Origin of the sequence: Streptomyces sp. NBC_00012 (genome assembly GCF_045040875.1) — a bacterium.
Taxonomy (GTDB): domain Bacteria; phylum Actinomycetota; class Actinomycetes; order Streptomycetales; family Streptomycetaceae; genus Streptomyces.
In genome coordinates, this window is the sequence record NZ_CP108309.1 from 6907008 (window position 1) to 6931339 (window position 24332).

Sequence of the window (24332 nt, forward strand, 5' to 3'; positions counted from 1 at the left end):
GGCCATACGGAACGAGCCGGACGGGACAGGTGCGACAGGAGTGCCGCCGGAGCGGTCTCCAGCCCTTCCGCTCCGGCATACCGACTGGTTAGTCTGCCAGGGCAGTCGGCTGAGAGAGGCGGGACCCGATGAGTGCGGTGCAGGGCGCGGGAGTGGTGGTCACAGGGGCCGGAGGCGGCATCGGAGCCGCGCTGGCCCGCAGGTTCGCCGCGGAGGGCGCACGGGTCGTGGTCAACGACCTCGACGCGGCGAGGATCGAGGCGCTGGCCGAGGAGATCGGCGCCGTCGCCGTCGCCGGTGACGCCTCACGGATCGTGGACGCCGCCAGGGACGCGCTCGACGGCACCGTCGACGTCTACTGCGCCAACGCCGGCCTCGCCTCGCCGGGCGACGTCTTCGCGGACGAGGAGGTCTGGGCCGCGGCCTGGGACGTCAATGTGATGGCCCATGTCCGCGCGGCCAGGGTGCTGCTGCCCGACTGGCTGGAACGCGGCAGCGGCCGCTTCGTCTCGACGGCCTCCGCCGCCGGACTGCTGACGATGATCGGCGCCGTGCCGTACAGCGTCACCAAGCACGGCGTCGTCGCCTTCGCGGAATGGCTCTCGCTCACCTACCGCCACCGGGGCGTCAAGGTCCACGCGATCTGTCCGCAGGGCGTACGGACGGACATGCTCACCGCCGCCGGATCCGCCGGGGAGCTCGTCCTCGCCCCCGGCGCCATCGAGCCCGAGGCGGTCGCCGACGCGCTCTTCGACGCCATGGCCGAGGACCGCTTCCTGGTCCTGCCGCACCCCGAGGTCGCCGGGTACTACCGGGCCCGCAGCAAGGACACCGACCACTGGCTCGGCAGTATGAACCACCTTCAGCGCAAGTGGGAGGAGACCGGCGCATGACCGAGTCCATCTACGCGGCCAGGCCCTGGACCGCGCTGCTCAGCGAGGCCCAGCGGGCCCCCGTCGCCCCGGCCGCGTCCCTCGTCCACGCCTTCCGGGACTCCGCCGCCCGCAGCCCCGAGCACCCCGCGCTCGTCTACTTCGACGGACGCCTGAGCTACCGCGAGACCGACGCGCTCTCCGACTCGGTGGCCGGACACCTCGCCGCCGAGGGCCTGGAGCGCGGCGACCGGGTCGCGATCATGCTGCAGAACACCCCGCAGTTCGTGATCGCGCTGCTCGGCGCCTGGAAGGCCGGCGCCACGGTCGTCCCGCTCAACCCGATGTACAAGTCCGGCGAGGTCGGCCACGTACTGAAGGACGCCGAGGCCACCGCGCTGATCTGCGCGGACCGGGCCTGGGAGGCGTATCTGCGGGACACCGCGGCAGGCGCCCCGACGGTACGGATCGCGCTCACCACCAGCGAGCTCGACCTCCAGACGCAGAACGACGCACGGGTGCTCGGCTTCGAGCGGCTGCCCGTGCCCGGGGACACCGACGACCTGGTGGCCGTCGCCCGGCAGGGCCTCGAGGTCCCCGAGGGCCGCGAACCCGCCTCCGACGACGTGGCGCTGATCAGCTACACCTCGGGGACCAGCGGCACCCCCAAGGGCGCCATGAACTCCCACGGCAACATCATGGTCAACGCCGAGCGCCAGCGGACCGGGCACCCCGTCGCCGAGGGTTCCTCCTACTTCGCGCTCGCCCCGCTCTTCCACATCACCGGCATGGTGTGCCAGCTGGCCGCCTGCCTCACCAACGCGGGCACCCTCGTCCTCGCGTACCGCTTCCACCCCGGCGTCGTCCTCGAGGCCTTCGCCGAACACCGCCCCGCCTACACCGTGGGCCCGTCCACCGCCTTCATGGCGCTCGCCGCCCACCCCGGCGCCACCCCGGGGCACTTCGCCTCCTTCCGGGTCATCTCCTCGGGCGGCGCACCGCTGCCGCCCGCACTGGTCGAGAAGTTCCGGTCCGGCTTCGGCCCGTACATCCGCAACGGCTACGGCCTCACCGAGTGCACCGCTCCCTGCGCCTCCGTGCCGCCGGAGCGCGAGGCCCCCGTCGACCCGGTCTCCGGGACCCTGTCCGTCGGCGTCCCCGGCCCCGACACGGTGGTCCGGATCCTGGACGAGAACGGCGCGGAGGTCCCCTTCGGCGAGCAGGGCGAGATCGCGGTCCGCGGCCCGCAGGTCGTCTCCGGCTACTGGCGGCTGCCCGAGGCCACCGCCGCCGCGTTCCCGGACGGCGAGCTGCGCACCGGCGACATCGGCTTCATGGACAGCGCGGGCTGGCTCTACGTCGTCGACCGCAAGAAGGACATGATCAACGCCTCCGGCTTCAAGGTCTGGCCGCGCGAGGTGGAGGACGTCCTCTACACCCATCCGGCGGTCCGGGAGGCGGCCGTCGTCGGTGTCCCCGACACCTACCGCGGCGAGACCGTCCGCGCCTACGTCAGCCTGCGCCCAGGCGCCTCGGCCGAGCCGGAAGAGCTGAGCGCGTACTGCAAGGAACGGCTCGCCGCCTACAAGTACCCGCGCGAGGTCGAGATCCTGGCCGAACTTCCGAAGACGGCGAGTGGGAAGATCCTCAGGCGGGAACTGCGTTCCCTCCGATGACCGATTCACGCGGAAGGAAGGTGGCGGCAATGGCCAAGGCGACGGACGGGGACACGGCTCCCGTCCCTCAGCGGCTGCTGGCCGCCGCCACCCGGCTCTTCGCCGAGCAGGGCTACGACCGCACCTCGGTCCAGGAGATCGTCGAGGCGGCGGGTGTCACCAAGGGGGCGCTCTACCACTACTTCGGCTCCAAGGAGGACCTCCTCCAGGAGGTCTACGCCCGGGTGCTCCGCCTCCAGCAGGAGCGCCTCGACGCCTTCGCCGACGCCGACGCCCCCGTCGAGCAGCGACTGCGCGACGCCGCGGCGGACGTGGTCGTCACGACCATCGAGAACCTCGACGACGCCTCGATCTTCTTCCGGTCCATGCACCACCTGAGCCCGGAGAAGAACAAGCAGGTCCGGGTGGAACGGCGCCGCTACCACGAGCGATTCCGGGCCCTGGTGGAGGAGGGGCAGCGCAGCGGAGTGTTCTCCACGGCCACCCCGGCCGACCTGATCGTCGACTACCACTTCGGTTCGGTCCACCACCTGTCCACCTGGTACCGGCCCGACGGCCCGCTCAGCCAGCAGGAGGTCGCCGACCATCTGGCCGACCTGCTGCTGCGCGCGCTGCGGCCCTGAGGGCTGTCCCGCCAGGGATCACGGGACAGCACTTACACGTCCTCTGCTCCGACCGGCCCCGTCAGCCGGCCGAGGAGTGCTTCCGCCGCCGGGTTGCGGGGCCGGGGCGCCCGCCCTGCCAGGACCACGGTCCGGCCGGGCTCCGGCTGGCGGATGCTCACACACGGCAGCCCCGCGTCCTCGCCGATCCGCCGCGGCACGATCGCCACGCCGATCCCCGCGCGGACGAGATCGACGAGCAGGCGGATCTGGGTGACGTCACAGGTGATCCGGCGCTCCAGCCCGCAGTGCGCGGCCAGCCTCCGCACCGCGGTCTCCAGACCGGTGCCCGCGCGGAAGTCCACGAACGGCTCGTCGCGCAGGTCCTTGACCAGGGTGCGCCCGGCGGTCGCCAGCCGGTGGCCCGGCGCGGTGATCAGCACCAGGTCCTCGTGCCAGGTCGCGAACCCGACGATGCCTTCGGGGAGTTCGGCGGCGTCCGGCGCGAGATAGGCGAGATCCAGCTCACCGGCCCGCAGCTCCGAGACCAGCTCCGGTGTGGTCGCCTCGCGCAGCGAGATCTGTACCCCCGGCCACCGCCGGTGGTACGAGGCCAGCTCGGACGCCAGATCCACGCAGGTCAGCGTCTGGATGGTGCCGATCCTGACCCGGCCGGTCACCAGCCCCGCCACGGCCGCCACCGCGTGCCGTGCCGCCTCGGTCCCGGCGAGCACCGACCGGGCCGCCGGCAGCAGTGCCCGGCCCGCCTCGGTGAGGATCACCCGCCGGCCGGCCCGGTCGAACAGCTCGGCCCCCAGCTCCCGTTCGAGGTTGCGCACCGAGGTGCTCAGCGCGGACTGCACGATCAGCTCGGCACGGGCCGCAGCGGTGAAACCGCCGTGCGTGACGACCGCCATGAAATGGCGGAGTTGGCGTAGCTCCATCCATCTACGGTATCGATCGCAGCCAGCTGAACCATCTGTTGGACCGATCATGGATGCGGGCCGAAGCTGGAGACATGACTCACATCCAGCCGTCCGCACACGTCCCCGCGCTCTGGACCGCGGCGTACGGTCCACGCCACGCGCCGGCGGTACGTCTCGCCGCCCGGTGCCTGCTGCGGGTCAGGGCCTTCGTCCGTGACCTGGCGCTGGCGGACCATGTGGGGTCCGGCGGCTACTGAGCACGAACGTGGGCCCGAAACCCGTTGGTGGGGCCGGAAAGCGCCCGGCTAGCATCCGATGATGCAGACGCCGGCCGACGAACGGTTCCACGCACTGGCGCGACTGGTCGGGCACGAGGACCCGGGGCAGCGCCATCTCGGGCTGGTCCTGCTGACCGAGCGCGTCACCGAGTGCCTCCCGTCCGACGACGCGGAGCTGGACGCACTCGTCGGCCTGCTGCCCGCGACGCTGACCGGACCGCCGGAGGCCGACCTCCTGCTGGCCGGGCTCCACGAGCGGCTCGGCCACCGCCTGCGGGGCCGTCCCCGGCCGCCGTGGCGCACGGCCGGGCAGCTGCCGGCGGCAGTGCGGATCGCCTGGCTGCGCGCCGATGTGCTGGACGATCCCGGAGTGCTCCGCGACGAGGCTCCGGGCGAACTCCTCTACCAGGCCGTGCGAGGGGCGGACATCACCGGTACGCACCGGCCGGCGCGGCTCGTGGACGAGCTGGCGGGCAGCGGCGATCCGGTGCTCCAGGGGGAGGCGCTGCGGCTGGCCCGGGAGGGGCTGCACGCCGGACTGCTGGCCCCGGCGCTGGTCCGGGAGGACCTGATCGGTCTGCTGGGAGCGCCCAGCGCCCCGGTCGTCGCCGACGCGCTGGGCGAGCTCGCCGAACCGTGGGCGGCGACGGGTCCGCTGTCGCCCGCACTCCTCGCCCCGTTCCTCGCCGCCGGTCCGGAGCGGGGAGAGACGGAGGGAGGGGCAAAGGACGCGGTGCGGGAACCGGCGGGTGTCCGGCTCGAGGTGGCCGACGCCGCCCTCGCGGCCGCCGCGCGCCACGGCCACCAGGACCTGCTGCGCCAGGTCGTCGAGGATCCGGGCCTCCCGCCGGGCCTTCGCCGGCGCGGGATGGAACTGCTCGGCGATCTGGCGGAGCGCGATGACATCGGCGAGCTGACGGCCGTCGCCGCGGGTGATCCCCTGCTGTTCGGCGGACCGGCCATGGCCTGCCTGCGCGGTCTCCACCGGCGCGGGCACTTCCCGGACGGCCCGGACGTCCCCGCCGTCGTCGGCCTGGCCCTGGCCGATCACTCGATCCCGCCCCGCGACGTGGCGACGGTCCTCTTCACCGCCCGGAAGGAGACGCTCCGGGTACTGACGGACGTACCGGCCGACGATCCGGGCTGGCCGCGACGGCTGGCCCTGCTGGTGGCCCTGGCCGGACAGGGGGCCGTTGATCTCCCGGTCGGGGACGCGGTCGCACACGTCCTACCCGCCGCCCCCGCCCCCGGGCCGTTCCTCGACGCGATCCGCGAACTGCGCCACGAGGCCGCCGAAGAGGCCGTGATCGCCCTGCTGCCCGTCGTCCCGGCCGCGGCCCTGGACACCCTGGAGGCGATCGGCGGGGACCGCACGGCGGAGGCCCTGCGCGAAGGGCTCGGCCTCACCGCGGGCGGGACGGCGCCCCATCTGCGCGCCGTACGCAGCCGCGCCCTCGAACTGCTGTGGCTGCTCAACCGTGATCCGGCGCTCCGCGGCGAGCTCCTCGCACGGCTCGACCCCGTCGATCTGCCGCCCCGTGTCGCGGCCGGACTCGGCGGCCCGGACGAGCGGGAACTGGCCCTGCTGAGCTCCCACCTGGACCCGGACGCGCCGGTGGCGGCGCTGTGCCGGCTGGCGGCCCACGGCAACGCCGGCACCCTCCCGGTCATCGCCGACCTGCTGCTACGCATCGTGGCCGAGCAGGCCGCGGCGGGGGAGCCGTCCGCGGCCGCCCGGACGGGGGAGTACGGACAGCCGGCCGGTGAGCCGGTGGTGCCGCAGGAGGTCCTGGACGCGGTGAGCGCCCTGGGCCGCAGGCTCCACGAGCGGGGCGCGATCCGGCCGGTCTGTCTGCTCGGCGCCTCGGACGCGCGGGAAGCGGGGAACGCCCTCGCCGCGACCATGGCCCTGGACCTGCTGGAGAGGCCCGGACTGTCCGACGGCGAGCAGGCGATCCTGCTCGAACTGCTGCTCAGGACCCCCTGGACCGGCACCCGTGCCCGGGTGCACCGGCTGCTGCGCCACCGCGACCGCCACGTACGCAAGCACGTCATCGCCCTGCTTGCCCGCGACGCCACCGGCGAGGACGCCCAGGCCCTGTCGGCGACGCTGATCGCACTGACCGGCGCGCCGGACGTCCAGACCGTCCGGCAGGCGCTGCTCGCCCTGGGCCACGCCCGCGCCCACTGGGCGAGCGCCGCGATCGCCGCCTGCCTCGACCATCCGAACATGAACATCAGGAAGACGGCGGCCGAGGCGCTGGTCCGCGCGGGCACCCCGGCGTCGCTCCCGAAGCTCCTCTTCCGACTCGGACACGACAGCAACCCCGGTCTGCGCGGCAGCATCGTCGCGGCCCTGCGCGCCGTCCTCGGCGACGCCTGCGCGGCTACGGTCATCGCCGCCGCCGAGCACAGCCGCGACGTCGGCGCCCGTGAGCTGCTGCTGGAGAGCCTGAACGGTGACCTCACCGCACGCTCCGTCCTCGCGCTGCACGACCAGGAGTCACCGGCGGCGGTCACGCTGCTCACGCTGGTGGCGTCCCGCCGGGTCGGACTGGCCTCCGGCACGACGCAGGACCTGGCGGCAGTCATGGCCGGGCACGGGATCACCGGGCCGGCCGGCGAACGGCCGTCATCGGCGGCCGGTGCGGCGGACCGTGACGTCAGGTCGCTGGTGACCGGGGGCTGGGATCCGGTGGTCGCGCTGCGCGTCGCCGAACGGGACGAGCCGCTCCGCCCCGACCAGTCGGAACAGCTCCGGCCGATGCTGGCCGACTGGCTCCGGCTCGCCGCCTCCCGACCGGGCCCCGGGGGCGCAGCGGCGCGGAACAAGGTGGTGCGGTTCGCGCTTCGGCTCCGCGACGAGCCCCGGGACGGGCCCCGGGACGCGGAGCTCACGGCGTTCGCCCGGTCCGCCCCGGTCCTGCTGGACGCGCTCGCCGACGCCCGGGACGGCGACCGGCACGACCTGATCGCCCTGCTCGAAGCGGTCGCGCCGATGCTGCCGGCCACCGGGAAACCGGCCGCCGTCGCCGCGGTACGGTCACTGCGCCCCGCACCGGCGACGCCGAGCCGGTCCACGCTGACGTTGCTGCGCCGCCTCGGTGCGGTTCCGGTCCGCGCCGACCTGGACCGGGCCCTCGCGGACGCCCGGCTCGGCGCCGACCCCTGGCAGGCCGAAACCGCCGTGCTGCGTGAGGCCTTCGCCGTACCGGCGCCGGACGCGGCCGAGGCCGTGCCCGCCGGGGCCCGGGCATGGCGGGCCGCGCTGGACGAGGCGGTCCGCACACCGGGCACGTTGGAGGAGTTCCGCCGGAGGGACGACGGCGCGGTCCCCTCGCGGGACCGGCTGAGTGCGCTGATCGAGGCCCACCGGGATGCCGAGCCCGGGGTCCGGGACGCGCTGACTGACTGGATGACGCTGCTTCAGCCGCTCGGCGCACCGCCCTGGACCATCACCGAGACCGCCCACGCGCCGACCCCGCCGCCACGGCACGTACGCGTCGACGACCTGGACCAGCCCCGTTCGGCCGCCCTGCGGGAACGGCTCCTGTCCATGCTGGGATCGCCCGCCGCGGACCGCAGGGAGACAGCCGCCCGGGCGCTGGCGCGGTGGCCCGAACCGGAGGCCGGGCTGCCGGTGCTGCGCGCGTACCTCCGCGGCCGGATCGAGCTGAGTGGCGGTCCCGGCGCCGGCCCGGCCCGCGTACTGGGCGCGATCGACGAGACGGAGCTGCGCGGGGACGGCATCCTGCCCGACCGGGTGGCGCTCACCGCCCGGCTCGATCCGTGGGAACTGGAACGGCTGGTCCCGCTGCTGCTGGAGTGGTGGGAGCACGCCCCGCCCGCGGTCGCCCGTGCGGTCGGTGACGCGCTGCGCGCCTGCCCCGCCGACGTGCTGGCCGGAGCCCTGGGTGACCGCCTCGACGCCGGGACCTGGGGCTTCCTGGACCTGCTCGTCGGCCGTCCGCTGCTGCGCACCCCCGCGCTGACGCGGACCTGCCGACGGCTGCGTGCCGAAGGACGCGGTGAACTCGCGGACCGGCTCCTGCTCGTCGAGGGCCCGTTGCGCGGGCCGGACGCGGTGCGGGAGGACGCGGCGGCACTGGCGGCGCTCCGTGACCGTGACGCGGTCGTCCCCGCCGGATCGGGGCAGCGCCCGACCCGGCGGGAACTGCTGGACCTGGCCACGACCGGCTCACCGGAGCAGATCTGCCGGGCACTCACGGAACTGGCCGGGACGCACACCGGCCCGGAGCCGGACCGGGACCGCGGACTCGCCGATCTGCTGGGCGAGTTGCTCACGCATCCCCGATCCAAGGTCCGGCTGTGCGCCCATCGGACCTCACGGACGATGCTCGGCCGGCCCGCTCACCTGCGCCACACCGAACTCCTCCTGGACGACCCGCGTCCGGACGTGGTGCGCATGGCTATCCGTACGCTCTGCCGGGCGGGCTGGGAGCCCGCGCTCCCCGCCGTGACGGAACTGCTCGGACACCCGCACGCCGTCGTGCGCGCTACGGCGGCCGAAGCGCTCGTCGAACTGGGCGGGGCGGCGATCCCCGCCCTCCGCAGGGCCGCCGCCCACGCCCGGCCCGACAGACGCCCCCGCTACACGGACGTACTGGACCGGATCAGGGCCGGTGAAGGCTGAGGCGATCCTCCGGGACAGCCCTTACACGTACCGCTTGATCTCCCGCCGTGCCAACGACCGCTGATGCACCTCGTCGGGGCCGTCCGCCAGCCTCAACGTCCGTGCCGCCGCCCACAGTTCGGCCAGCGGGAAGTCCTGGCCCACCCCGCCAGCGCCGTGCAGCTGCACCGCCCGGTCGAGGATGTCGACCACCGCGCGCGGGGTGGCGATCTTGATGGCCTGGATCTCCGTGTGCGCGCCCCGGTTGCCCACCGTGTCCATCAGCCACGCGGTCTTCAGCACCAGTAGCCGCAGCTGCTCCACCGTGACCCGCGCGTCCGCGATCCAGTTCTGCACGACGCCCTGCTGGGCGAGCGGCTTGCCGAAGGCCGTACGGGAGACCGCCCGCCGGCACATCAGCTCGATGGCCCGCTCGGCCATGCCGATCAGCCGCATGCAGTGGTGGATCCGGCCCGGTCCCAGCCGTGCCTGGGCGATGGCGAAGCCGCCGCCCTCCTCGCCGATCAGATTCCCGGCCGGCACCCGCACATCGGTGAACACGACCTCCGCGTGACCGCCGTGGTAGTGGTCCTCGTACCCGTACACCTGCATGGCGCGGCGCACTTCGAGGCCGGGGGTGTCGCGGGGGACCAGGATCATCGACTGCTGACGGCGGATGTCGGCGCCCTCGGGGTCGGTCTTGCCCATCACGATGAAGATCTCGCAGTCCGGGTTCATCGCCCCGGAGATGTACCACTTGCGGCCGTTGATGACGTAGTCACCGCCGTCGCGCACGATCCGGGTCTCGATGTTCGTCGCGTCGGACGAGGCGACCTCGGGCTCCGTCATCGCGAAGGCCGAGCGGATCCCACCGGCGAGCAGCGGCTCCAGCCACCGCTTCTTCTGCTCGTCGGTGCCGAACTGGAAGAGCACCTCCATGTTCCCGGTGTCCGGGGCCGCGCAGTTGAGCGCGGTCGGCGCCAACTGCGGGGAACGGCCGGTGATCTCGGCGAGCGGTGCGTACTGGAGGTTGGTCAGCCCCGCCCCGTACTCCGCGTCCGGCAGGAAGAGGTTCCACAGACCCTGCCTGCGCGCCTCGGCCTTCAGGTCCTCGACGATCTGCGGGGTGTCCCACGGCGAGGCCAGCAGCGCGCGCTGCTCGTCCGCGGTCTTCTCGGCTGGGTGGACGTACTCGTCCATGAAGGCGAGCAGCCTGCCGCGCAGCTCTTCGGTGCGGGCGTCGAATGCGAAGTCCATGGGGGTGATCAGCCTTCCTGGAGGGTGGTGAGGCCGTGCTCGATGAAGACGGGGACGAGGTCGCCGATGCGGTCGAAGCCGGCGCCGACGGTCCGGCCCAGGGTGTAGCGGTAGTGGATGCCCTCCAGGATCACGGCGAGCTTGAACCAGGCGAACGCCGTGTACCAGGAGATGGCGGAGGTGTCCCGGCCGGAGCGGGCGGCGTAGCGCTCGATCAGTTCGGCGGGGGAGGGGTGGCCCGCCGCGCCGCTGGTGGTGGAGACCGGCGAATCGGCCAGACCGAGGTCGGAGCTGTACATCACCAGCAGGCCGAGGTCGGTCAGCGGGTCGCCGAGCGTCGACATCTCCCAGTCGAGGACGGCCTTGATCCGGTCGTCGGAGCCGATCAGGACGTTGTCCAGCCGGTAGTCGCCGTGCACGACGGTGGGCGTCGGGGAGAGGGGCAGCTCGCGCCCGAGCGCTCCGTGCAGCTCGTCGATGCCTGCCAGCTCGCGGTCCCGCGAGGCGTCCAGTTGCTTGCCCCAGCGGCGCAGCTGCCGGTCGAGGAAGCCCTCGGGCCGCCCGAAGTCGCAGAGCCCGACGGACCCGGGGTCCACGGCGTGCAGCGCGACCAGGGTGTCGACGAGCCCGAGGACCGCCTCCCGGGTGCGCTCGGCACCCAGCGGGGCGAGCTGCTCGGCGGTGCGGTACGGGGTGCCCTCGACGTACTCCATGACGTAGAAGGGCGCCCCGGTCACCGAGTCGTCCTCGCAGAGCAGCACCGGCTCGGGCACCGGGACGGCCGTCGCGTGCAGGGCGCTGATCACCCGGTGCTCGCGCTTCATGTCGTGCGCGGTGGCCAGCACATGGCCCAGCGGGGGCCTGCGGACGACCCAGCGGCCGGTGCCGTCCGTGACGATGTACGTCAGGTTCGACCGGCCGCCCTCGATGATCATGGCTTCGAGCGGTCCGCTCACCAGGCCCGGCCGCTCGCGGTCGAGATGTCCGCGCAGCCGGTCGAGGTCGAGACCTGGCGGGTGGACTGGGCTCATCGTGCGCACCTCCGGGGTGAAAGGACGGTCGGGAACCATCATGCCGACCAGTCGGTATGTCGTCCAGTGGGCGCCCGGGATCCGGTGGCGGGGCTCGGTTCCGATCGGCCCGGAGTCTGGCGTTCAGTCGTATCTCTGAATAGGGTTCACGTATGAATACAGAGCTGCTGATCGACGAAGTCCGGCTGACCCCGATCCTGATAGCCGACCCGCCGCTGCTCAACACCCAGGGCGTCCACCAGCCCTACACCCCGCGGCTCGTAGTGGAGGTCGTCACCCGCGGCGGGGTCACCGGCGTCGGCGAGACGTACGGGGACGGCAAGTACCTCGAACTCGCCCGGCCGCTCGCCACCGCGCTCGCCGGACGCCCGGTCAGCGATCTGAACGGTCTGTTCGCTCTGGCCGACGAGGTGTGCGGTGATTCGCGCGCGGCGGACGACCGGGTCGACGCGGGCGGACTGCGCGGCGTCCAGACCGCCGACAAGCTCCGGCTCTCCGTCGTCTCCGGCTTCGAGGTCGCCTGCCTGGACGCGCTCGGCAAGTCCCTCGGCCTCCCCGTGCACGCCCTGCTCGGCGGGAAGGTCCGCGACAGCGTCGAGTACAGCGCCTATCTCTTCTACCGCTGGGCCGCCCACCCCGACGGGGGCGAACGGGACGATTGGGGCGCCGCCCTCGACCCGGCCGGCGTCGTCGCCCAGGCCCGGCGCTTCGCCCGCGAGTACGGCTTCTCCTCCTTCAAGCTCAAGGGCGGGGTCTTCGAACCCGACCGGGAGATCGCCGCGATCCGGGCCCTGGCCGAGGCGTTCCCCGGGCAGCCGCTGCGCCTCGACCCCAACGGCGCCTGGTCGGCCGAGACCTCGCTGTACGTCGCTGAGCAGCTGAAGGACGTACTCGAATATCTGGAGGACCCGGCGAGCGGCACCGACCTGATGGCCCGGGTCGCCGCAGGAACCGACGTACCACTGGCCACCAACATGTGCGTGACCACCCTCGCGGAGGTGCCGGAGGCGTTCGCCCGCGGCGCCGTGCAGGTGGTCCTCTCCGACCACCACTACTGGGGCGGGCTGCACCGTACCCGTGAACTGGCCGGGATCTGCCGCACCTTCGGCGTCGGACTCTCCATGCACTCCAACACCCACCTCGGCATCAGCCTCGCCGCGATGACCCATGTCGCGGCCACCGTGCCCAACCTCGACTACGCCTGCGACAGCCACTACCCCTGGCAGACCGAGGACGTCATCACCGCCCGCCACGTCTTCGAGGACGGGCGGCTCACCGTGTCCGACGCGCCCGGTCTCGGCGTCGAACTCGACCGCGAGCGCCTGGCCGCTCTGCACCGGCGCTGGCTCGACGACGACGGCACGATGCGCGAGCGCGACGACGCGGCCGCGATGCGCAAGGCCGAGCCGGAGTGGCGGACACCGTCGATCCCGCGCTGGTGAGCCGATCCCGCGCTGGTGAGGGACCGGTCGTCCCGGCGGCGGCCTGACTTGCGGGTGCCCGGACCCGCACCGATGGTCGGGGCATGAAGGCGATCAGCTACAGCGGGTACGGCGGGGCCGACGTCCTGGAGTACGGCGAGCGGCCCGACCCCAAGGTCGGCCCGGACACCGTCCTGGTGAAGGTGCGGGCCGCGGCCGTCAACCCGGTCGACTGGAAGGCCCGCGAGGGCCACCTCGACGCCGCACTGCAGGCCGTGTTCCCGGTGATCCCGGGCTGGGACGTGTCCGGTGTCGTCGTGCAGCCGGGCGCGGCCGTCGACGAGTTCGCGGTCGGCGACGAGGTCATCGGCTATGTGCGGGAGGACTTCCTCTGCCGCGGCACCTTCGCCGAATACGTGGCGGCCCCCGTGCGCACCCTCGCCCGCAAACCGCTGAGCCTCAGCTTCGAGGAGGCCGCGGGGCTCCCGCTGGCCGGTCTCACCGCCTACCAGGTCCTGCACCGCACCCTGCGGATCCGGGAGGGCGAGACGGTCCTCGTCCACGCGGCGGCCGGCGGGGTGGGCTCGTTCGCCGTCCAGCTCGCCCGGCACGCGGGCGCCCGCGTCATCGGTACCGCGAGCGACCACAACCACGACCACGTCCGGCAGCTCGGCGGCGAACCGGTGGCCTACGGGGACGGCCTCGCCGACCGGCTGCGGGCCCTGGCCCCGGACGGCTTCGACGCCGCGTTCGACACCGTCGGCGGGGAGGCACTCCGGGTCTCCGCCGAGGTGCTGAAGCCCGGGGGCCGCCTGGCCTCCATCGCGGACGGCGAGGTCCTCGCGTACGGCGGCCACTACGCCTACGTACGCCCGGACGCCAAGGATCTCACCCATCTGGCCGAACTGGCCGAGCAGGGCATCGTCTCGGTCCATGTGGAGCGGGTCTTCCCGCTGGAACAGGCGGCTGACGCCTACCGGCTGAACGAGCAGGGGCGCACCCGCGGAAAGATCGTCGTCACCGTCCCCTGGGAGGTCCCCGACCTCTGACGGCCCCCGCGCCCGCTCGCGCGGCGGGTCAGAACACCATGGCCGCGGCGAACACCGCGAGGGCGATCGTGCACGCCGCCGCCGTCAGCGCGCCGCGTGCCGACAGCGGCCGCGGCCGCGCGGTCCCCATCCCGAGCACCCGCAGATGCGCCACCCGCAGGAAGCCCAGCCAGGCCAGCACGCTCAGCGACACCGCCACGATCGCGGCCGGGCCCGCCCCGGCGTGCAGCGCCTGCTTGACGGCCAGCAACGCCACCACCGTGCACGACAGCGTCGTGCGCCGCCAGGCCAGCCGCGTGCGCTCGGGCTGCAGCCCGGGGTCGCGGTCCGCCGGGGTCACCGGCCCTCCCAGCCGAAGAGGACCACCACCACCATCGCCACGGCGACGACCCCGACGGCCAGACCGAGCAGCGTCGGGAACCGCGAGACCGGCAGGTCCTCCCCGCGCCGCATCGCCCGCTCGCACCGCACCCAGTGGTTGACCGCCCGCAGCGCGCAGAGCACCCCGGCCGCCAGCAGCGCGAGCGCCAGAGCGGCCCGGATCCCCCATGCCAGCTCCGGAAGGAACTGATCGACCGCGAACCCGCCGCCGATCAATGCCAGAGCCGTCCGGATCCAGGCGAGGAAGGTGCGCTCGTTGGCGAGCGAGAACCGGTAGTCGGGGGTTTCGCCCTCATCGCGGATGCGCTGCGGCGCGAACCACAGCCGCAGGCTCTGTACGAACTCGTTCACATGTGAACCTTAACTTCCGTTCTACCGGTGCCTGCTGCCCCGCTCAGGGGCCGTCCGGGCCAGGAGACCGTCCCGCTCAGGAGGCCGCCCCGGCCCGGAAATCGCGCAGCCGGCGGTACGCCTCCAGGCCGTCCGGCACCCACTCCCAGTCGCCGATCCGCCGGGCCAGCTCGTCATCGGTGAGGAAGGCGTGCCAGGCGACCTCCTCCACCTGCGGGTTCACCGGCAGCTCGCACCGTACCTGGTAGACGTAGGACCACCAGGAGTGCTCGGCGCTCTCGTAGAGGAACTTGAAGAGCGGTTCCGGCCGGGGGAGTCCGGACACCCCCAGCTCCTCCTCGGCCTCTCGCAGTGCCGCCTCGTCGTACGACTCACCGGCGCCGACCACACCGCCGACGAAAACGTCGTAGCGGGACGGGAAGACTAGTTTGCCCGGGGTCCTGCGGTGGACGAAGAGCCGGCCCGCCGCGTCCCGGGCCTCGATGAAGACGCAGCGATGGCGAAGGCCCCGCGCGTCGCCTCACCGCGCGGGGCCTGCCCCACGACCACGTCGTTCTCGTCGACGATGTCCAGGATCTCGTCAGAAGGAGTCATGCTCCTCATCCAACATCAGGCCCGCCGGGGACGATCACTGCCCCATGACGTACTTGACGGTCGGGCCCGTGGTCCAGCCGCCGTCCACGGCGAGCTCGGCACCGGTGACGTACGAGGCGGCGTCCGAGAGCAGGAAGGCGACCGCCTCCGCGATCTCCGGCGCTTCGCCGACCCGGCCCATCGGGGTGTTCGGGTAGTTGCCCTCGCCCTGCTGGATGCCGACGGCCGCGGTCATCGGCGTGTAGACCATGCCGGGGTGCACCGAGTTCACCCGGATCTTCGCCGTGCCCAGCTCCACCGCGCCGACCTTCGTCAGACCGCGTACGCCCCACTTCGAGGCACCGTAGCTGGAAGTCAGGGCGAGGCCCATCAGACCGGCGGCCGAGGAGATGTTGACGACCGAACCGCCGCCGTTCTCCTTCATCACCGGGATCACCGTCTTCATGCCGATGAAGACGGCCGTCAGGTTGATGTCGATGACCTTGCGGAAGTGCTCGACGGTCTCGGTCTCCAGCGGCTGTCCGGTCGACACCCCGGCGTTGTTGACCAGGCCGTCGATCCGTCCGAACTCGGCGACGGCGAACTCGGCGACCCGCTGCCAGTCCTCCTCGGAGGTCACGTCGTGGTGCATGAAGCGGGCGTTCGCCCCCAGCTCCGCGGCGGTGGCGGCGCCTTCCTCGTCGAGCACGTCGGTGATCACCACGTTGGCGCCGCCCGCCACCGCGAGGCGGGCGGCCTCGGCACCCAGGCCCCGGGCGCCGCCGGTGATGATGACGGTCTTGTCGCTGAGCTTGCTCTTGTCGGTCATGTCGCTTCCTTCATGTGGTGCAGATACCAAGTGGTGCGGGTGGCATGCGGTGCGGGTGATGAGTGGTGCGGGTGGTCACGCGTGGCCCGGCACGGGGGCGTGCAGGAACGCGGTGGTGGTCTCGACGAGATCGGCGAGGAAGAACTCGTCGCCGGTCAGCGGTTCGATGCCGTCGAGACGCTGGTGGGCGCGGTCGGCCAGCGCCGCGCCGATCAGGGTGAGCGCCAGATCGAGGCGCTCCAGGCGCACGGGGCCGGGCAGCTCGCCCAGACGGTCCCCGATGCGGCCGATCAGGCGCCCGTAGGCGGTGCCGTCCAGGGCGGGGTGCAGCCGGCCGGTCCGCAGCCCGGTCTCATGGGTGAGCTGGGCCGAGACCCGCAGACAGCGGCGGCCGCGGTCGTCGGCGAGCAGGCTCGCCTCGGCCGCCATCAGCGCGGTCAGCAGCTCCCGTACACCGCAGTCCTCGCCCAGCCCGTCGAGCAGGGGCGCCAGCACCTGTTCGGTACGGGCCTGGCGGCCCGCCATCACCGCGTCGAGCAGCCCGGCCCGGGAGCCGAAGTGGTACTGGATCGCGGAAGGGTTGCTCTGACCTGCCAGCCGGACGATGTCCCGCAGCTGGGCGCCGTCCGTGCCCTGCGCCGCGAAGACCTCCTCGGCCGCGCGGATCAGCTTGTCCCTGGTCTCCTGTCCGGAGGTTCGCGTCATGGCGCCATTATAATGCTGGGCATTATTAAAAACCAGTCGAGAGCTCCGCCGACCGGGCGGACCCCGCTCAGTTCGGCTGGAGGCTCTTCTCGCGTCGCCCGCCCACCGGCCCCTCCGGCATCGCCGGATGCAGCCCGAGCAGCACGATCCCGACGACGATCGACACGAGGCCGGCCGCCTGCCAGGCCAGCGCGCCGGTGTCGGTGCGCAGCTGGTCGCCGAGGAAGCCGACCCCGCAGGCGATCCCGGCCAGCGGCTGGGCGGCGGTCAGCGGCGGCAGCGAGACCCGGAGCGGCCCCGTCTCGAAGGCGCTCTGCACCAGCAGCAGCCCGGTCACCCCCAGCACCACCACCCCGTACGGCTGCCACCCCGTCACCAGCGACGCCCACCCCTCGTCGGACAGCCGCTGGCCGCTGACCCGGGTGAGCGCGTCCTGCAGTCCGTACAGCAGCCCGGCCGCCACCGCGAGCAGCGCGGGGGCGACCCCGGACCGGGAGCGTCTGGCGACGGCGGTGAGCAGCAGGGCGCTCCCCACGACCACGCCGATCACCAGCCAGTGCCGCAGCGGGCTGGTCACCGCCTCGCCGCCTTGCGGCTGGCCCGCCAGCAGGAAGGCGGTGACCCCGCCGGCCAGCAGCCAGAGACCGGCCCAGCCCTGATGGCCGAGCCGCTGACCGGTGCGATGGCGTGACAGGGCCATCGCGAAGAGCAGATTGGTCGCGAGGAGGGGTTCGACGACGGACACCTCGCCCTTGCCCAGGGCCAGGGCGCCCAGCACCATGCCGCAGACCATCAGCCCGATCCCGGCCAGCCAGCTCGGCACCCGCATCAGGTCCAGCAGCAGCCGGGGCGAGAGGTAGTCGCTCCTCGGGGCATGCGCGGCGGCGGCCTGCTGCAGGACGAATCCGAATCCCAGGCAGCAGGCGGCACTCACGGCGAGCACGAGGACCAGCACCGACACGCTTCTACCTCGAGTCAGGCCAGAAGTGGGTGATTTGTACCGACGATAGCGCCTGAGTCCCGGGGATGCGGCCGGGGCGCCGCCGACCGGGCGGTTGACGCCGCAGCGGCCGGTGCCGAAGATCTGACGCACGAGTAACTTCCGGCACCGCGACGGAGCCGGACCGTGGCCGTGCCCGGATCGCCCGACAAGGATGGAACCCATGGCGTACGACGCTGATGTGATCGTGATCGGGGCAGGGCTCGCGGGCCTGGTGGCCACCGCCGAGCTGGTCGACGCGGGCCGCTCGGTGATCCTGCTCGACCAGGAGCCCGAGCAGTCGATCGGCGGCCAGGCGCACTGGTCCTTCGGCGGTCTCTTCCTCGTCGACTCGCCCGAGCAGCGCCGGATGCGGGTCAAGGACAGCCATGAGCTGGCCCTCCAGGACTGGCTCGGCACGGCGGGCTTCGACCGCGAGGAGGACCACTGGCCGCGGAAGTGGGCCGAGGCGTACGTCGACTTCGCCGCCGGTGAGAAGCGGTCCTGGCTGCACGCCCAGGGGCTGCGGATCTTCCCGGTCGTCGGCTGGGCCGAGCGCGGCGGCTACGACGCGAACGGCCACGGCAATTCCGTACCCCGCTTCCACATCACCTGGGGCACCGGCCCCGGCATCGTCGCCCCCTTCGAGCGCCGGGTCCGCGCGGGCGTTGCCAAGGGCCTCGTACGCTTCGCGTTCCGGCACCGGGTCACCGGCCTCGGCCGCACCGCGGGCGCCGTCGACACGGTGACCGGCGAGGTGCTGGAGCCGAGCGCGGCGGCCCGGGGCACCGCGAGCAGCCGGGTGGCCACCGGCACGTTCGAGCTGCGGGCCCAGGCGGTGATCGTCACCTCCGGCGGCATCGGCGGCAACCACGACCTCGTACGCAAGCAGTGGCCCGCCCGGCTGGGCACCCCGCCCGCGAAGATGCTCTCCGGCGTCCCCGCCCATGTCGACGGGCTGATGCTCGGCATCGCCGAGGAGGCCGGCGCCCACCACATCAACCGCGACCGGATGTGGCACTACACCGAGGGCATCGAGAACTGGAACCCGATCTGGGCCAAGCACGGCATCCGGATCCTGCCCGGACCGTCCTCGCTCTGGCTGGACGCCACCGGTAAGCGCCTCCCGGTCCCGCTCTTCCCGGGCTTCGACACCCTGGGCACCCTCGAACACATCATGAGGTCCGGCCACGACCACACCTGGTTCGTCCTCGACCGGAAGATCATCGGCAAGGAGTTCGCGCTCTCCGGATCCGAGCAGAACCCGGATCTCACCGGGAAGTCGATCCGTGACGTCATAGGCCGGGCCCGTGCCGACGTACCGGCCCCGGTGAAGGCGTTCATGGACAACGGAGTGGACTTCGTCGTCGAGAACGACCTCGCCGCGCTCGTCCGGGGCATGAACGCGCTCACCGACGAACCGCTGATCGACGAGGCCGAACTGCGCCGCGAGATCACCGCGCGCGACCGCGAGGTCGCCAACCCCTTCACCAAGGACCTCCAGATCACCGCGATCCACGGGGCCCGCGCCTATCTCGGCGACAAGCTGATCCGCACGGCCGCGCCGCACCGCATCCTCGACCCCAAGGCCGGCCCGCTGATCGCCGTACGGCTGAACATCCTGACCCGCAAGTCGCTCGGCGGCCTGGAGACGGACCTGTCCTCCCGGGTGCTGAGCGAGGACGGCACCCCGCTGGACGGTGTGTACGCGGCGGGGGAGGCGGCCGGTTTCGGCGGCGGCGGAGTGCACGGCTACCGGTCGCTGGAGGGGACCTTCCTGGGCGGCTGCATCTTCTCCGGCCGCGCGGCGGGCCGGGCGGCGGCGAAGGCGGTCGGCTAGGGTCTTTCGTTTGGATCGGGCCGGATCAGGGAGCGGGGTCCGGTGGCGAGGTGCGTCACCGGGGCACGCGAGCCCGGCATGATCCAAACGAGAGGCCCTAGGGGGACCGGGCGGGGCGGCGCGCCACGGCGTACCGCCCCGGCGCGCCTACCACTCCTCCGCCCCTACCGATCCTCCGCGCCTACCGATCCTCCGCCCCCATGACGGGGTCCAGCAGCTCGACGACCCGGAACCGTTCGGCGACCACCATGGTGTCGTCGTCGACGGTGAACTCCGGGTCGCCGAGCGCCTCCCGCATCTCCTCGCTGTGCCAGAACTTCTCGTGCCCCGCACGCCATCCGGCGACCGACGTGTCGCCCTCGCCCTCGTCGATCGCGTGCTGGAGGTCGACGTCGCCCAGGCGCAGCACCCGTACCTCCGTCACCTCCAGTACCGCGGTCTCCCGGCCGTCCGAGTCGATCAGCGCGGAGCGCTCACCCACCGGAGGCAGCTCCTCCTTCTCCGCCTCGTACTCCGCGAGCAGCCCGGTCGTCGACACCTTCGTACCGGCGAGCACCGCCCCCACCAGCTGGTCGCGCAGGGGTCCGGGAAAGGCGAGCAGGAAGGGCTTGAGGGGTTCACGGTTCGACATGACGCCAAGTCTGACATGTCCCCCGAGGTGCGGCGCCGGGACGAGTACCGGGCCGGGGCGGCCAACTCCATGCCGGGCGGGCGAAGTTGGCCGCGGGTCCGGGCGAGCGGTGCCCAGCCCCTGGCGACCGGCGGCCGCAACTGGTCGAATGTCCTGGTGAACAGTCGCCCGCCCGATGCCGAAGGCACCCCCGTGGGCCGCCGTCTCGTCCTGGCCATGCTCGGCCTGGGCGCCGCCGGGGTCGTCGCGGCGCCCGTGCTGCAACGCACACTGGAATCCGGTCTCGGCGCGGTCGCAGACAAGGACCCCACCGGCCTGACCGGGCTGCTGCCCAACGGCGGCGGCTTCCGCTACTACTCCGTCGCCTCCTCCGTCCCGGAGAAGAGCGCGGACGAGTACCGGCTGACCGTGGACGGTCTGGTCGACCGCCCGGCCACGTACTCCCTGGACGATCTCAAGCGCCTGCCGCAGACCCGCACGGTCCGTGACGTCCAGTGCGTCACCGGCTGGCGGGTGCCCGCGACGCCCTTCGAAGGGGTCCGGCTCTCCGCGCTGCTGGACGCGGCGGGCGTACGTCCCGGGGCGAAAGCCGTCCGCTTCACCTGCTTCGACGGCGCCTACAGCGAGAGCCTCACCCTCGCGCAGGCCCGCCGCCCCGATGTGCTGGTAGCGCTGCGCCTGCGGGACAGCCCGCTGACCCACTCGCACGGCGGGCCGGTCCGGCTCTACGTGGCCCCGATGTATTTCTACAAGTCGGCGAAATGGCTCTCCGGGATCACCGTCACCGACTCCGTGCGCCCCGGCTACTGGGAGGAGCTCGGCTATGACGTCGACGCCTGGGTCGGCCGGTCCAACGGCCGCGACGACGCCCCCACCGTCTGACCGGGTCCAGCGCTTCACCCGCGCGGAGCGCTGGGTGCACCGGACCACGGCGACGCTGATGCTGGTGTGCGTCGCGGGTGCGGCCTGTCTGTACGTACCCCAGCTCGCGGAGCTCGTCGGCCGCCGTCGCCTCGTGGTCACCGTGCACGAGTGGTCCGGGGTGCTGACCCCGGTGCCGGTCCTGGCCGGCCTGCTGTCCCGGGCGTTGCGGGCCGACCTGTCCCGGCTCAACCGCTTCGGGCCGCACGACCGGCAGTGGCTGCGGGCCGTGCGCCGCCGCGACCACCGGCCCGGTTCCCGGCCGGCCGGGAAGTTCAACGCCGGGCAGAAGCTGTACGCGGCCTGGATCGCGGGCGCGACGCTGGTGATGACGGGCACCGGCCTGCTGATGTGGTTCACCGGCCTCGCGCCGCTGCCGTGGCGCACCGGGGCGACCTTCGTCCACGACTGGCTGGCGCTCGCGGTCGGCATCGTGCTGGCCGGACACATGGCAATGGCGCTCGCCGACCCGGAGGCACGCCGTGGCATGCGCACCGGGTCGGTCGAGCGCCATTGGGCACGGTCACAGCATGCGCTGTGGGGGGAGGACCGTGCGGGCGGCCGCGCGCTAGAGGACTAGCGACAGCAGCAGGATGAAGGCCAGCGAGACCACGGAGATGATGGTCTCCATCACCGACCAGGTCTTCACCGTCTGGCCGACGCTCATGCCGAAGTATTCCTTCACCAGCCAGAATCCGGCGTCATTGACATGGCTGAAGAAAAGCGAGCCCGCGCCGACGGCGAGCACCAGCAGGGCGGCGTGGGACGTCGACATGTCGGCGGCCAGCGGGGCGACCAGACCGGCCGCCGAGATGGTGGCCACGGTCGCCGAGCCGGTCGCCAGCCGGATCGCGACGGCTATCAGCCAGCCCAGCAGCAGCGCCGGGATCGACCAGTCCTTGGAGAAGTCCAGGATCATCTGGCCCACGCCGGCGTCGATCAGGGTCTGCTTGAAACCGCCGCCCGCACCCACGATCAGCAGCACACCGGCGATCGGGGCCAGGGACTTCTCGACGGTGGTGGAGAGTCGGCCCTTGGAGAACCCGGCTGCCCGGCCCAGCGTGAACATGCCGACTATGACGGCCGCCAGCAGTGCGATCAGCGGCGAGCCGATCACATCGGTGACCTTCTGGAGGCCCTGCTCCGGGTCGTCCACCACGATGTCGACCAGGGCCTTGACCAGCATCAGCACGACCGGCAGCAGGATCGTCGCCAGGGTGGCGCCGAAGCTGGGACGACGGTCCAGGTCCTCCGAGGGACGCTGCGGAACCATCTTCTCCGGGGCCTTGATGTCCACCCAGCGCGCCGCGTAACGGGAGAAGAGCGGCCCGGCGATGATCACGGTCGGGATCGCGACCAGCACACCCAGCGCCAGTGTGACCCCGAGGTTGGCGCCGAGGGCGTCGATCGCCACCAGCGGGCCGGGGTGCGGCGGGATCAGGCCGTGCATCACGGAGAGACCGGCCAGGGCCGGGATCCCGATCCGCATGAGCGAGTAGTTGCCGCGCTTGGCGACGAGCAGCACCACCGGAATCAGCAGCACGATGCCGACCTCGAAGAAGAGCGGCAGACCGATGATCGAGGCGATCAGCACCATCGCCCACGGCATGGAACGCTTGCTCGCCCTGGCCAGGATGGTGTCGACGATCTGGTCCGCGCCGCCGGAGTCGGCCAGCAGCTTGCCCAGGATCGCGCCGAGCGCGATCAGCACACCGACACCCGCGACGGTCGAGCCGAGACCGGCGGTGAAGCTGGCGATCGTCTTGGCCGGAGCGGCACCGGCGAACGAGCCGAGCGCCAGCGAGCCGATGGTCAGCGCGAGGAACGCGTGCATCTTGAACTTGGTGATGAGCAGAACGATGACGGCGATGCCCGCCAGGACAGCGATGCCCAACTGCGCGTTGCCTGCCGAAGTGATCGGTTCGACGGCGTCCGCTGCCAACATCTCGACGCTGAGACTGGTCACGGTGATCCTTAGTTATCGAGCCGGCGCAACGCGGCGACGGCTCGCTCGGTGATTTCCTCTGGGGTGCCGGACACGTCGACCGAGACACCGGCCTCGTCCTCCTGCAGCGGCTGCAGGGTGGCGAACTGCGAGTCGAGCAGCGCGGTGGGCATGAAGTGCCCCTTGCGCTCCGCCATGCGCTTCTCGATGAGAGCCCGGTCGCCGGTCAGATGGAGGAAGACCGCGCCGGGTGCCTCGGCGCGCAGCCGGTCCCGGTAGGCCCGCTTGAGCGCCGAGCTGCTCACCACTCCTCCGAGCCCGGCCCGGCTGTGCGCCCACTGGCCGATCGCGTCGAGCCAGGGCCACCGGTCGGAGTCGTCCAGCGGGATGCCGGCCGACATCTTGGCGATGTTCGCCGCGGGATGGAAGTCATCGCCCTCTGCGTACGGAACGCCGAGTCCGGCGGCGAGCAGGGGGCCGATCGTGGTCTTGCCGGTCCCTGCTACGCCCATCACCACGACGACGTGGGGGGTGCTCATTGGTGGTGCCTCGCAGTCTTGTTCGACGTCTTCCTCGACATCGGTCCGTCGCGCTACTGAAACCCATACGTACGACTTATTCAAGATGCTGTGACGTAAACGTCGTACTTTTTGTTCCTGAAAGGCGCCCCGTAGGCTGTGCTCATGACCACACGGGGCCCCGGGCTGCATACACATGTGCTGGACACCCTGGGTCTGGAGATCGCCGCCGGGGTGCACCCGCCGGGACAGGTGCTGCGCACCGATGAGCTGGCCCAGCGCTTCGACGTCTCGCGCACCGTCGTACGGGAAGTGATCCGCGTCCTGGAGTCCATGCACCTGGTCGAGTCCCGGCGCCGGGTCGGCGTGACGGTGCGGCCGACCGAGGCGTGGAACGTCTACGACCCGCAGGTCATCCGGTGGCGGCTGGCCGGCGCCGACCGCCCGCGCCAGCTGCGCTCCCTGACGGTGCTGCGTTCGGCGATCGAACCGGTCGCGGCCGGCCTCGCCGCCCGCAGCGCCACCCCCGAGCAGTGCGCGGCCCTCACCGAGTGCGCGCTCGGCATGGTCGCCACCTCGCGCGGCCAGCAGCTGGAGGGCTATCTGGAGCACGACATCGCGTTCCACCGGATCGTGCTCAACGCCTCCGGCAACGAGATGTTCGCGCGGCTCGGCGATGTCGTCGCCGAGGTCCTGGCGGGCCGCACCCATCACCAGGTGATGTTCGAGGACCCCGATCCGGCCGCGGTCACCCTCCACGTCCGGCTCGCCGAGGCGGTGCGCGAGGGTGACGCGGTGGCGGCGGAGCGGCTGACGAAGGAGATCGCGGTCGGCGCCCTGCACGAGCTGGACGTGCTCGCCCCCTAGAGCCCGGACCCCGGGCTCCCGTTCCCCGGACACACGGCGGCCCCCGC

General features: G+C 72.5%; 22 protein-coding genes and 1 pseudogene. 11 read left to right on the forward strand and 12 right to left on the reverse strand.

Features of this window, described 5'->3' with window-relative positions; translation table 11 throughout:
• Nucleotides 1–128 precede the first annotated feature (128 nt).
• Genes OHA19_RS31605 through OHA19_RS31615 form a run of 3 tightly spaced genes read left to right on the forward strand, consistent with a single transcriptional unit; the run spans nt 129 to nt 3171 of the window.
• Nucleotides 129–893 (forward strand): SDR family oxidoreductase, encoded by a 765-nt coding sequence (locus OHA19_RS31605; RefSeq protein ID WP_405711115.1) that lies wholly within the window; start codon nt 129–131, stop codon nt 891–893.
• On the forward strand, nt 890–2548 hold the full coding sequence (locus OHA19_RS31610; RefSeq protein ID WP_405752411.1) for a class I adenylate-forming enzyme family protein: 1659 nt from the start codon (nt 890–892) through the stop codon (nt 2546–2548). The genes OHA19_RS31605 and OHA19_RS31610 overlap by 4 nt, the downstream gene beginning before the upstream one ends.
• Nucleotides 2549–2577: 29 nt before the next feature.
• On the forward strand, nt 2578–3171 hold the full coding sequence (locus tag OHA19_RS31615) for a TetR/AcrR family transcriptional regulator (protein ID WP_093541408.1): 594 nt from the start codon (nt 2578–2580) through the stop codon (nt 3169–3171).
• 32 nt (nt 3172–3203) lie between these two features.
• Here OHA19_RS31615 and OHA19_RS31620 read toward each other — a convergent pair whose 3' ends face one another.
• Nucleotides 3204–4094, reverse strand: a complete 891-nt coding sequence (locus OHA19_RS31620) for a LysR family transcriptional regulator (protein ID WP_405711111.1) — start codon at nt 4092–4094, stop codon at nt 3204–3206.
• Between the two features lie 74 nt (nt 4095–4168).
• Here OHA19_RS31620 and OHA19_RS31625 point away from each other — a divergent pair, with 74 nt between their 5' ends.
• A complete protein-coding gene (locus OHA19_RS31625; RefSeq protein ID WP_405711109.1) occupies nt 4169–4333 on the forward strand; it encodes a hypothetical protein in 165 nt (54 codons plus the stop codon).
• 61 nt (nt 4334–4394) lie between these two features.
• On the forward strand, nt 4395–9008 hold the full coding sequence (locus OHA19_RS31630) for a HEAT repeat domain-containing protein (RefSeq protein ID WP_405711107.1): 4614 nt from the start codon (nt 4395–4397) through the stop codon (nt 9006–9008).
• A 21-nt stretch (nt 9009–9029) separates the two neighbouring features.
• Here the strand turns inward: OHA19_RS31630 and OHA19_RS31635 are convergent, their stop codons facing one another.
• Both OHA19_RS31635 and OHA19_RS31640 read right to left on the reverse strand, forming a co-directional pair.
• A complete protein-coding gene (locus OHA19_RS31635) occupies nt 9030–10244 on the reverse strand; it encodes an acyl-CoA dehydrogenase family protein (protein ID WP_405711105.1) in 1215 nt (404 codons plus the stop codon).
• Nucleotides 10245–10252: 8 nt separating this feature from the next.
• Nucleotides 10253–11275, reverse strand: coding sequence for a phosphotransferase family protein (locus OHA19_RS31640; protein WP_405711103.1), 1023 nt, complete (start codon nt 11273–11275; stop codon nt 10253–10255).
• Nucleotides 11276–11427: 152 nt separating this feature from the next.
• On the opposite strand from OHA19_RS31640, the gene OHA19_RS31645 reads away from it, so the two are divergent.
• Both OHA19_RS31645 and OHA19_RS31650 read left to right on the forward strand, forming a co-directional pair.
• Complete coding sequence (locus OHA19_RS31645; protein ID WP_405752414.1) at nt 11428–12717, forward strand: glucarate dehydratase family protein; 1290 nt, start codon at nt 11428–11430, stop codon at nt 12715–12717.
• An 83-nt stretch (nt 12718–12800) separates the two neighbouring features.
• A complete protein-coding gene (locus OHA19_RS31650) occupies nt 12801–13745 on the forward strand; it encodes an NADP-dependent oxidoreductase (RefSeq protein WP_405711100.1) in 945 nt (314 codons plus the stop codon).
• Between the two features lie 28 nt (nt 13746–13773).
• Here OHA19_RS31650 and OHA19_RS31655 read toward each other — a convergent pair whose 3' ends face one another.
• From OHA19_RS31655 to OHA19_RS31680, 6 genes and pseudogenes are all read right to left on the reverse strand, one after another.
• The gene (locus tag OHA19_RS31655; RefSeq protein ID WP_405711098.1) at nt 13774–14085 is read right to left on the reverse strand and encodes a DUF202 domain-containing protein; all 312 of its coding nucleotides are present in this window, start codon (nt 14083–14085) and stop codon (nt 13774–13776) included.
• Nucleotides 14082–14477 (reverse strand): YidH family protein, encoded by a 396-nt coding sequence (locus OHA19_RS31660; protein ID WP_405711096.1) that lies wholly within the window; start codon nt 14475–14477, stop codon nt 14082–14084. The genes OHA19_RS31655 and OHA19_RS31660 overlap by 4 nt, the downstream gene beginning before the upstream one ends.
• Before the next feature lie 76 nt (nt 14478–14553).
• A pseudogene (locus OHA19_RS31665) lies at nt 14554–15071 on the reverse strand (NUDIX domain-containing protein).
• A gap of 34 nt (nt 15072–15105) precedes the next feature.
• Entirely contained in the window at nt 15106–15879 is a 774-nt protein-coding gene (locus OHA19_RS31670) for a glucose 1-dehydrogenase (RefSeq protein ID WP_405711092.1), read from the reverse strand.
• A gap of 75 nt (nt 15880–15954) precedes the next feature.
• Nucleotides 15955–16584: a TetR/AcrR family transcriptional regulator gene (locus tag OHA19_RS31675; RefSeq protein WP_405711090.1), complete on the reverse strand. Its 630-nt coding sequence runs from the start codon at nt 16582–16584 to the stop codon at nt 15955–15957.
• Between the two features lie 67 nt (nt 16585–16651).
• On the reverse strand, nt 16652–17545 hold the full coding sequence (locus tag OHA19_RS31680; protein WP_405711088.1) for a DMT family transporter: 894 nt from the start codon (nt 17543–17545) through the stop codon (nt 16652–16654).
• A gap of 202 nt (nt 17546–17747) precedes the next feature.
• Here OHA19_RS31680 and OHA19_RS31685 point away from each other — a divergent pair, with 202 nt between their 5' ends.
• The gene (locus OHA19_RS31685; protein WP_405752417.1) at nt 17748–19403 is read left to right on the forward strand and encodes an FAD-binding dehydrogenase; all 1656 of its coding nucleotides are present in this window, start codon (nt 17748–17750) and stop codon (nt 19401–19403) included.
• Between the two features lie 181 nt (nt 19404–19584).
• On the opposite strand, the gene OHA19_RS31690 is transcribed toward OHA19_RS31685, so the two are convergent.
• Nucleotides 19585–20034, reverse strand: coding sequence for an ASCH domain-containing protein (locus tag OHA19_RS31690; protein ID WP_405711084.1), 450 nt, complete (start codon nt 20032–20034; stop codon nt 19585–19587).
• A gap of 216 nt (nt 20035–20250) precedes the next feature.
• On the opposite strand from OHA19_RS31690, the gene OHA19_RS31695 reads away from it, so the two are divergent.
• Complete coding sequence (locus tag OHA19_RS31695) at nt 20251–20916, forward strand: molybdopterin-dependent oxidoreductase (protein ID WP_405721295.1); 666 nt, start codon at nt 20251–20253, stop codon at nt 20914–20916.
• Entirely contained in the window at nt 20858–21535 is a 678-nt protein-coding gene (locus tag OHA19_RS31700; protein WP_405711082.1) for a cytochrome b/b6 domain-containing protein, read from the forward strand. Before OHA19_RS31695 ends, OHA19_RS31700 begins: the two co-directional genes overlap by 59 nt.
• Here the strand turns inward: OHA19_RS31700 and OHA19_RS31705 are convergent.
• Together OHA19_RS31705 and OHA19_RS31710 are read right to left on the reverse strand one after the other, a co-directional pair.
• Entirely contained in the window at nt 21524–22921 is a 1398-nt protein-coding gene (locus tag OHA19_RS31705; protein ID WP_405752420.1) for a gluconate:H+ symporter, read from the reverse strand. The two genes, OHA19_RS31700 and OHA19_RS31705, sit on opposite strands and share 12 nt — an antisense overlap.
• Nucleotides 22922–22929: 8 nt before the next feature.
• Nucleotides 22930–23439, reverse strand: a complete 510-nt coding sequence (locus OHA19_RS31710) for a gluconokinase (protein ID WP_405711078.1) — start codon at nt 23437–23439, stop codon at nt 22930–22932.
• Nucleotides 23440–23583: 144 nt separating this feature from the next.
• On the opposite strand from OHA19_RS31710, the gene OHA19_RS31715 reads away from it, so the two are divergent.
• Nucleotides 23584–24285, forward strand: coding sequence for a FadR/GntR family transcriptional regulator (locus tag OHA19_RS31715; protein ID WP_405711076.1), 702 nt, complete (start codon nt 23584–23586; stop codon nt 24283–24285).
• Nucleotides 24286–24332 lie beyond the last annotated feature (47 nt).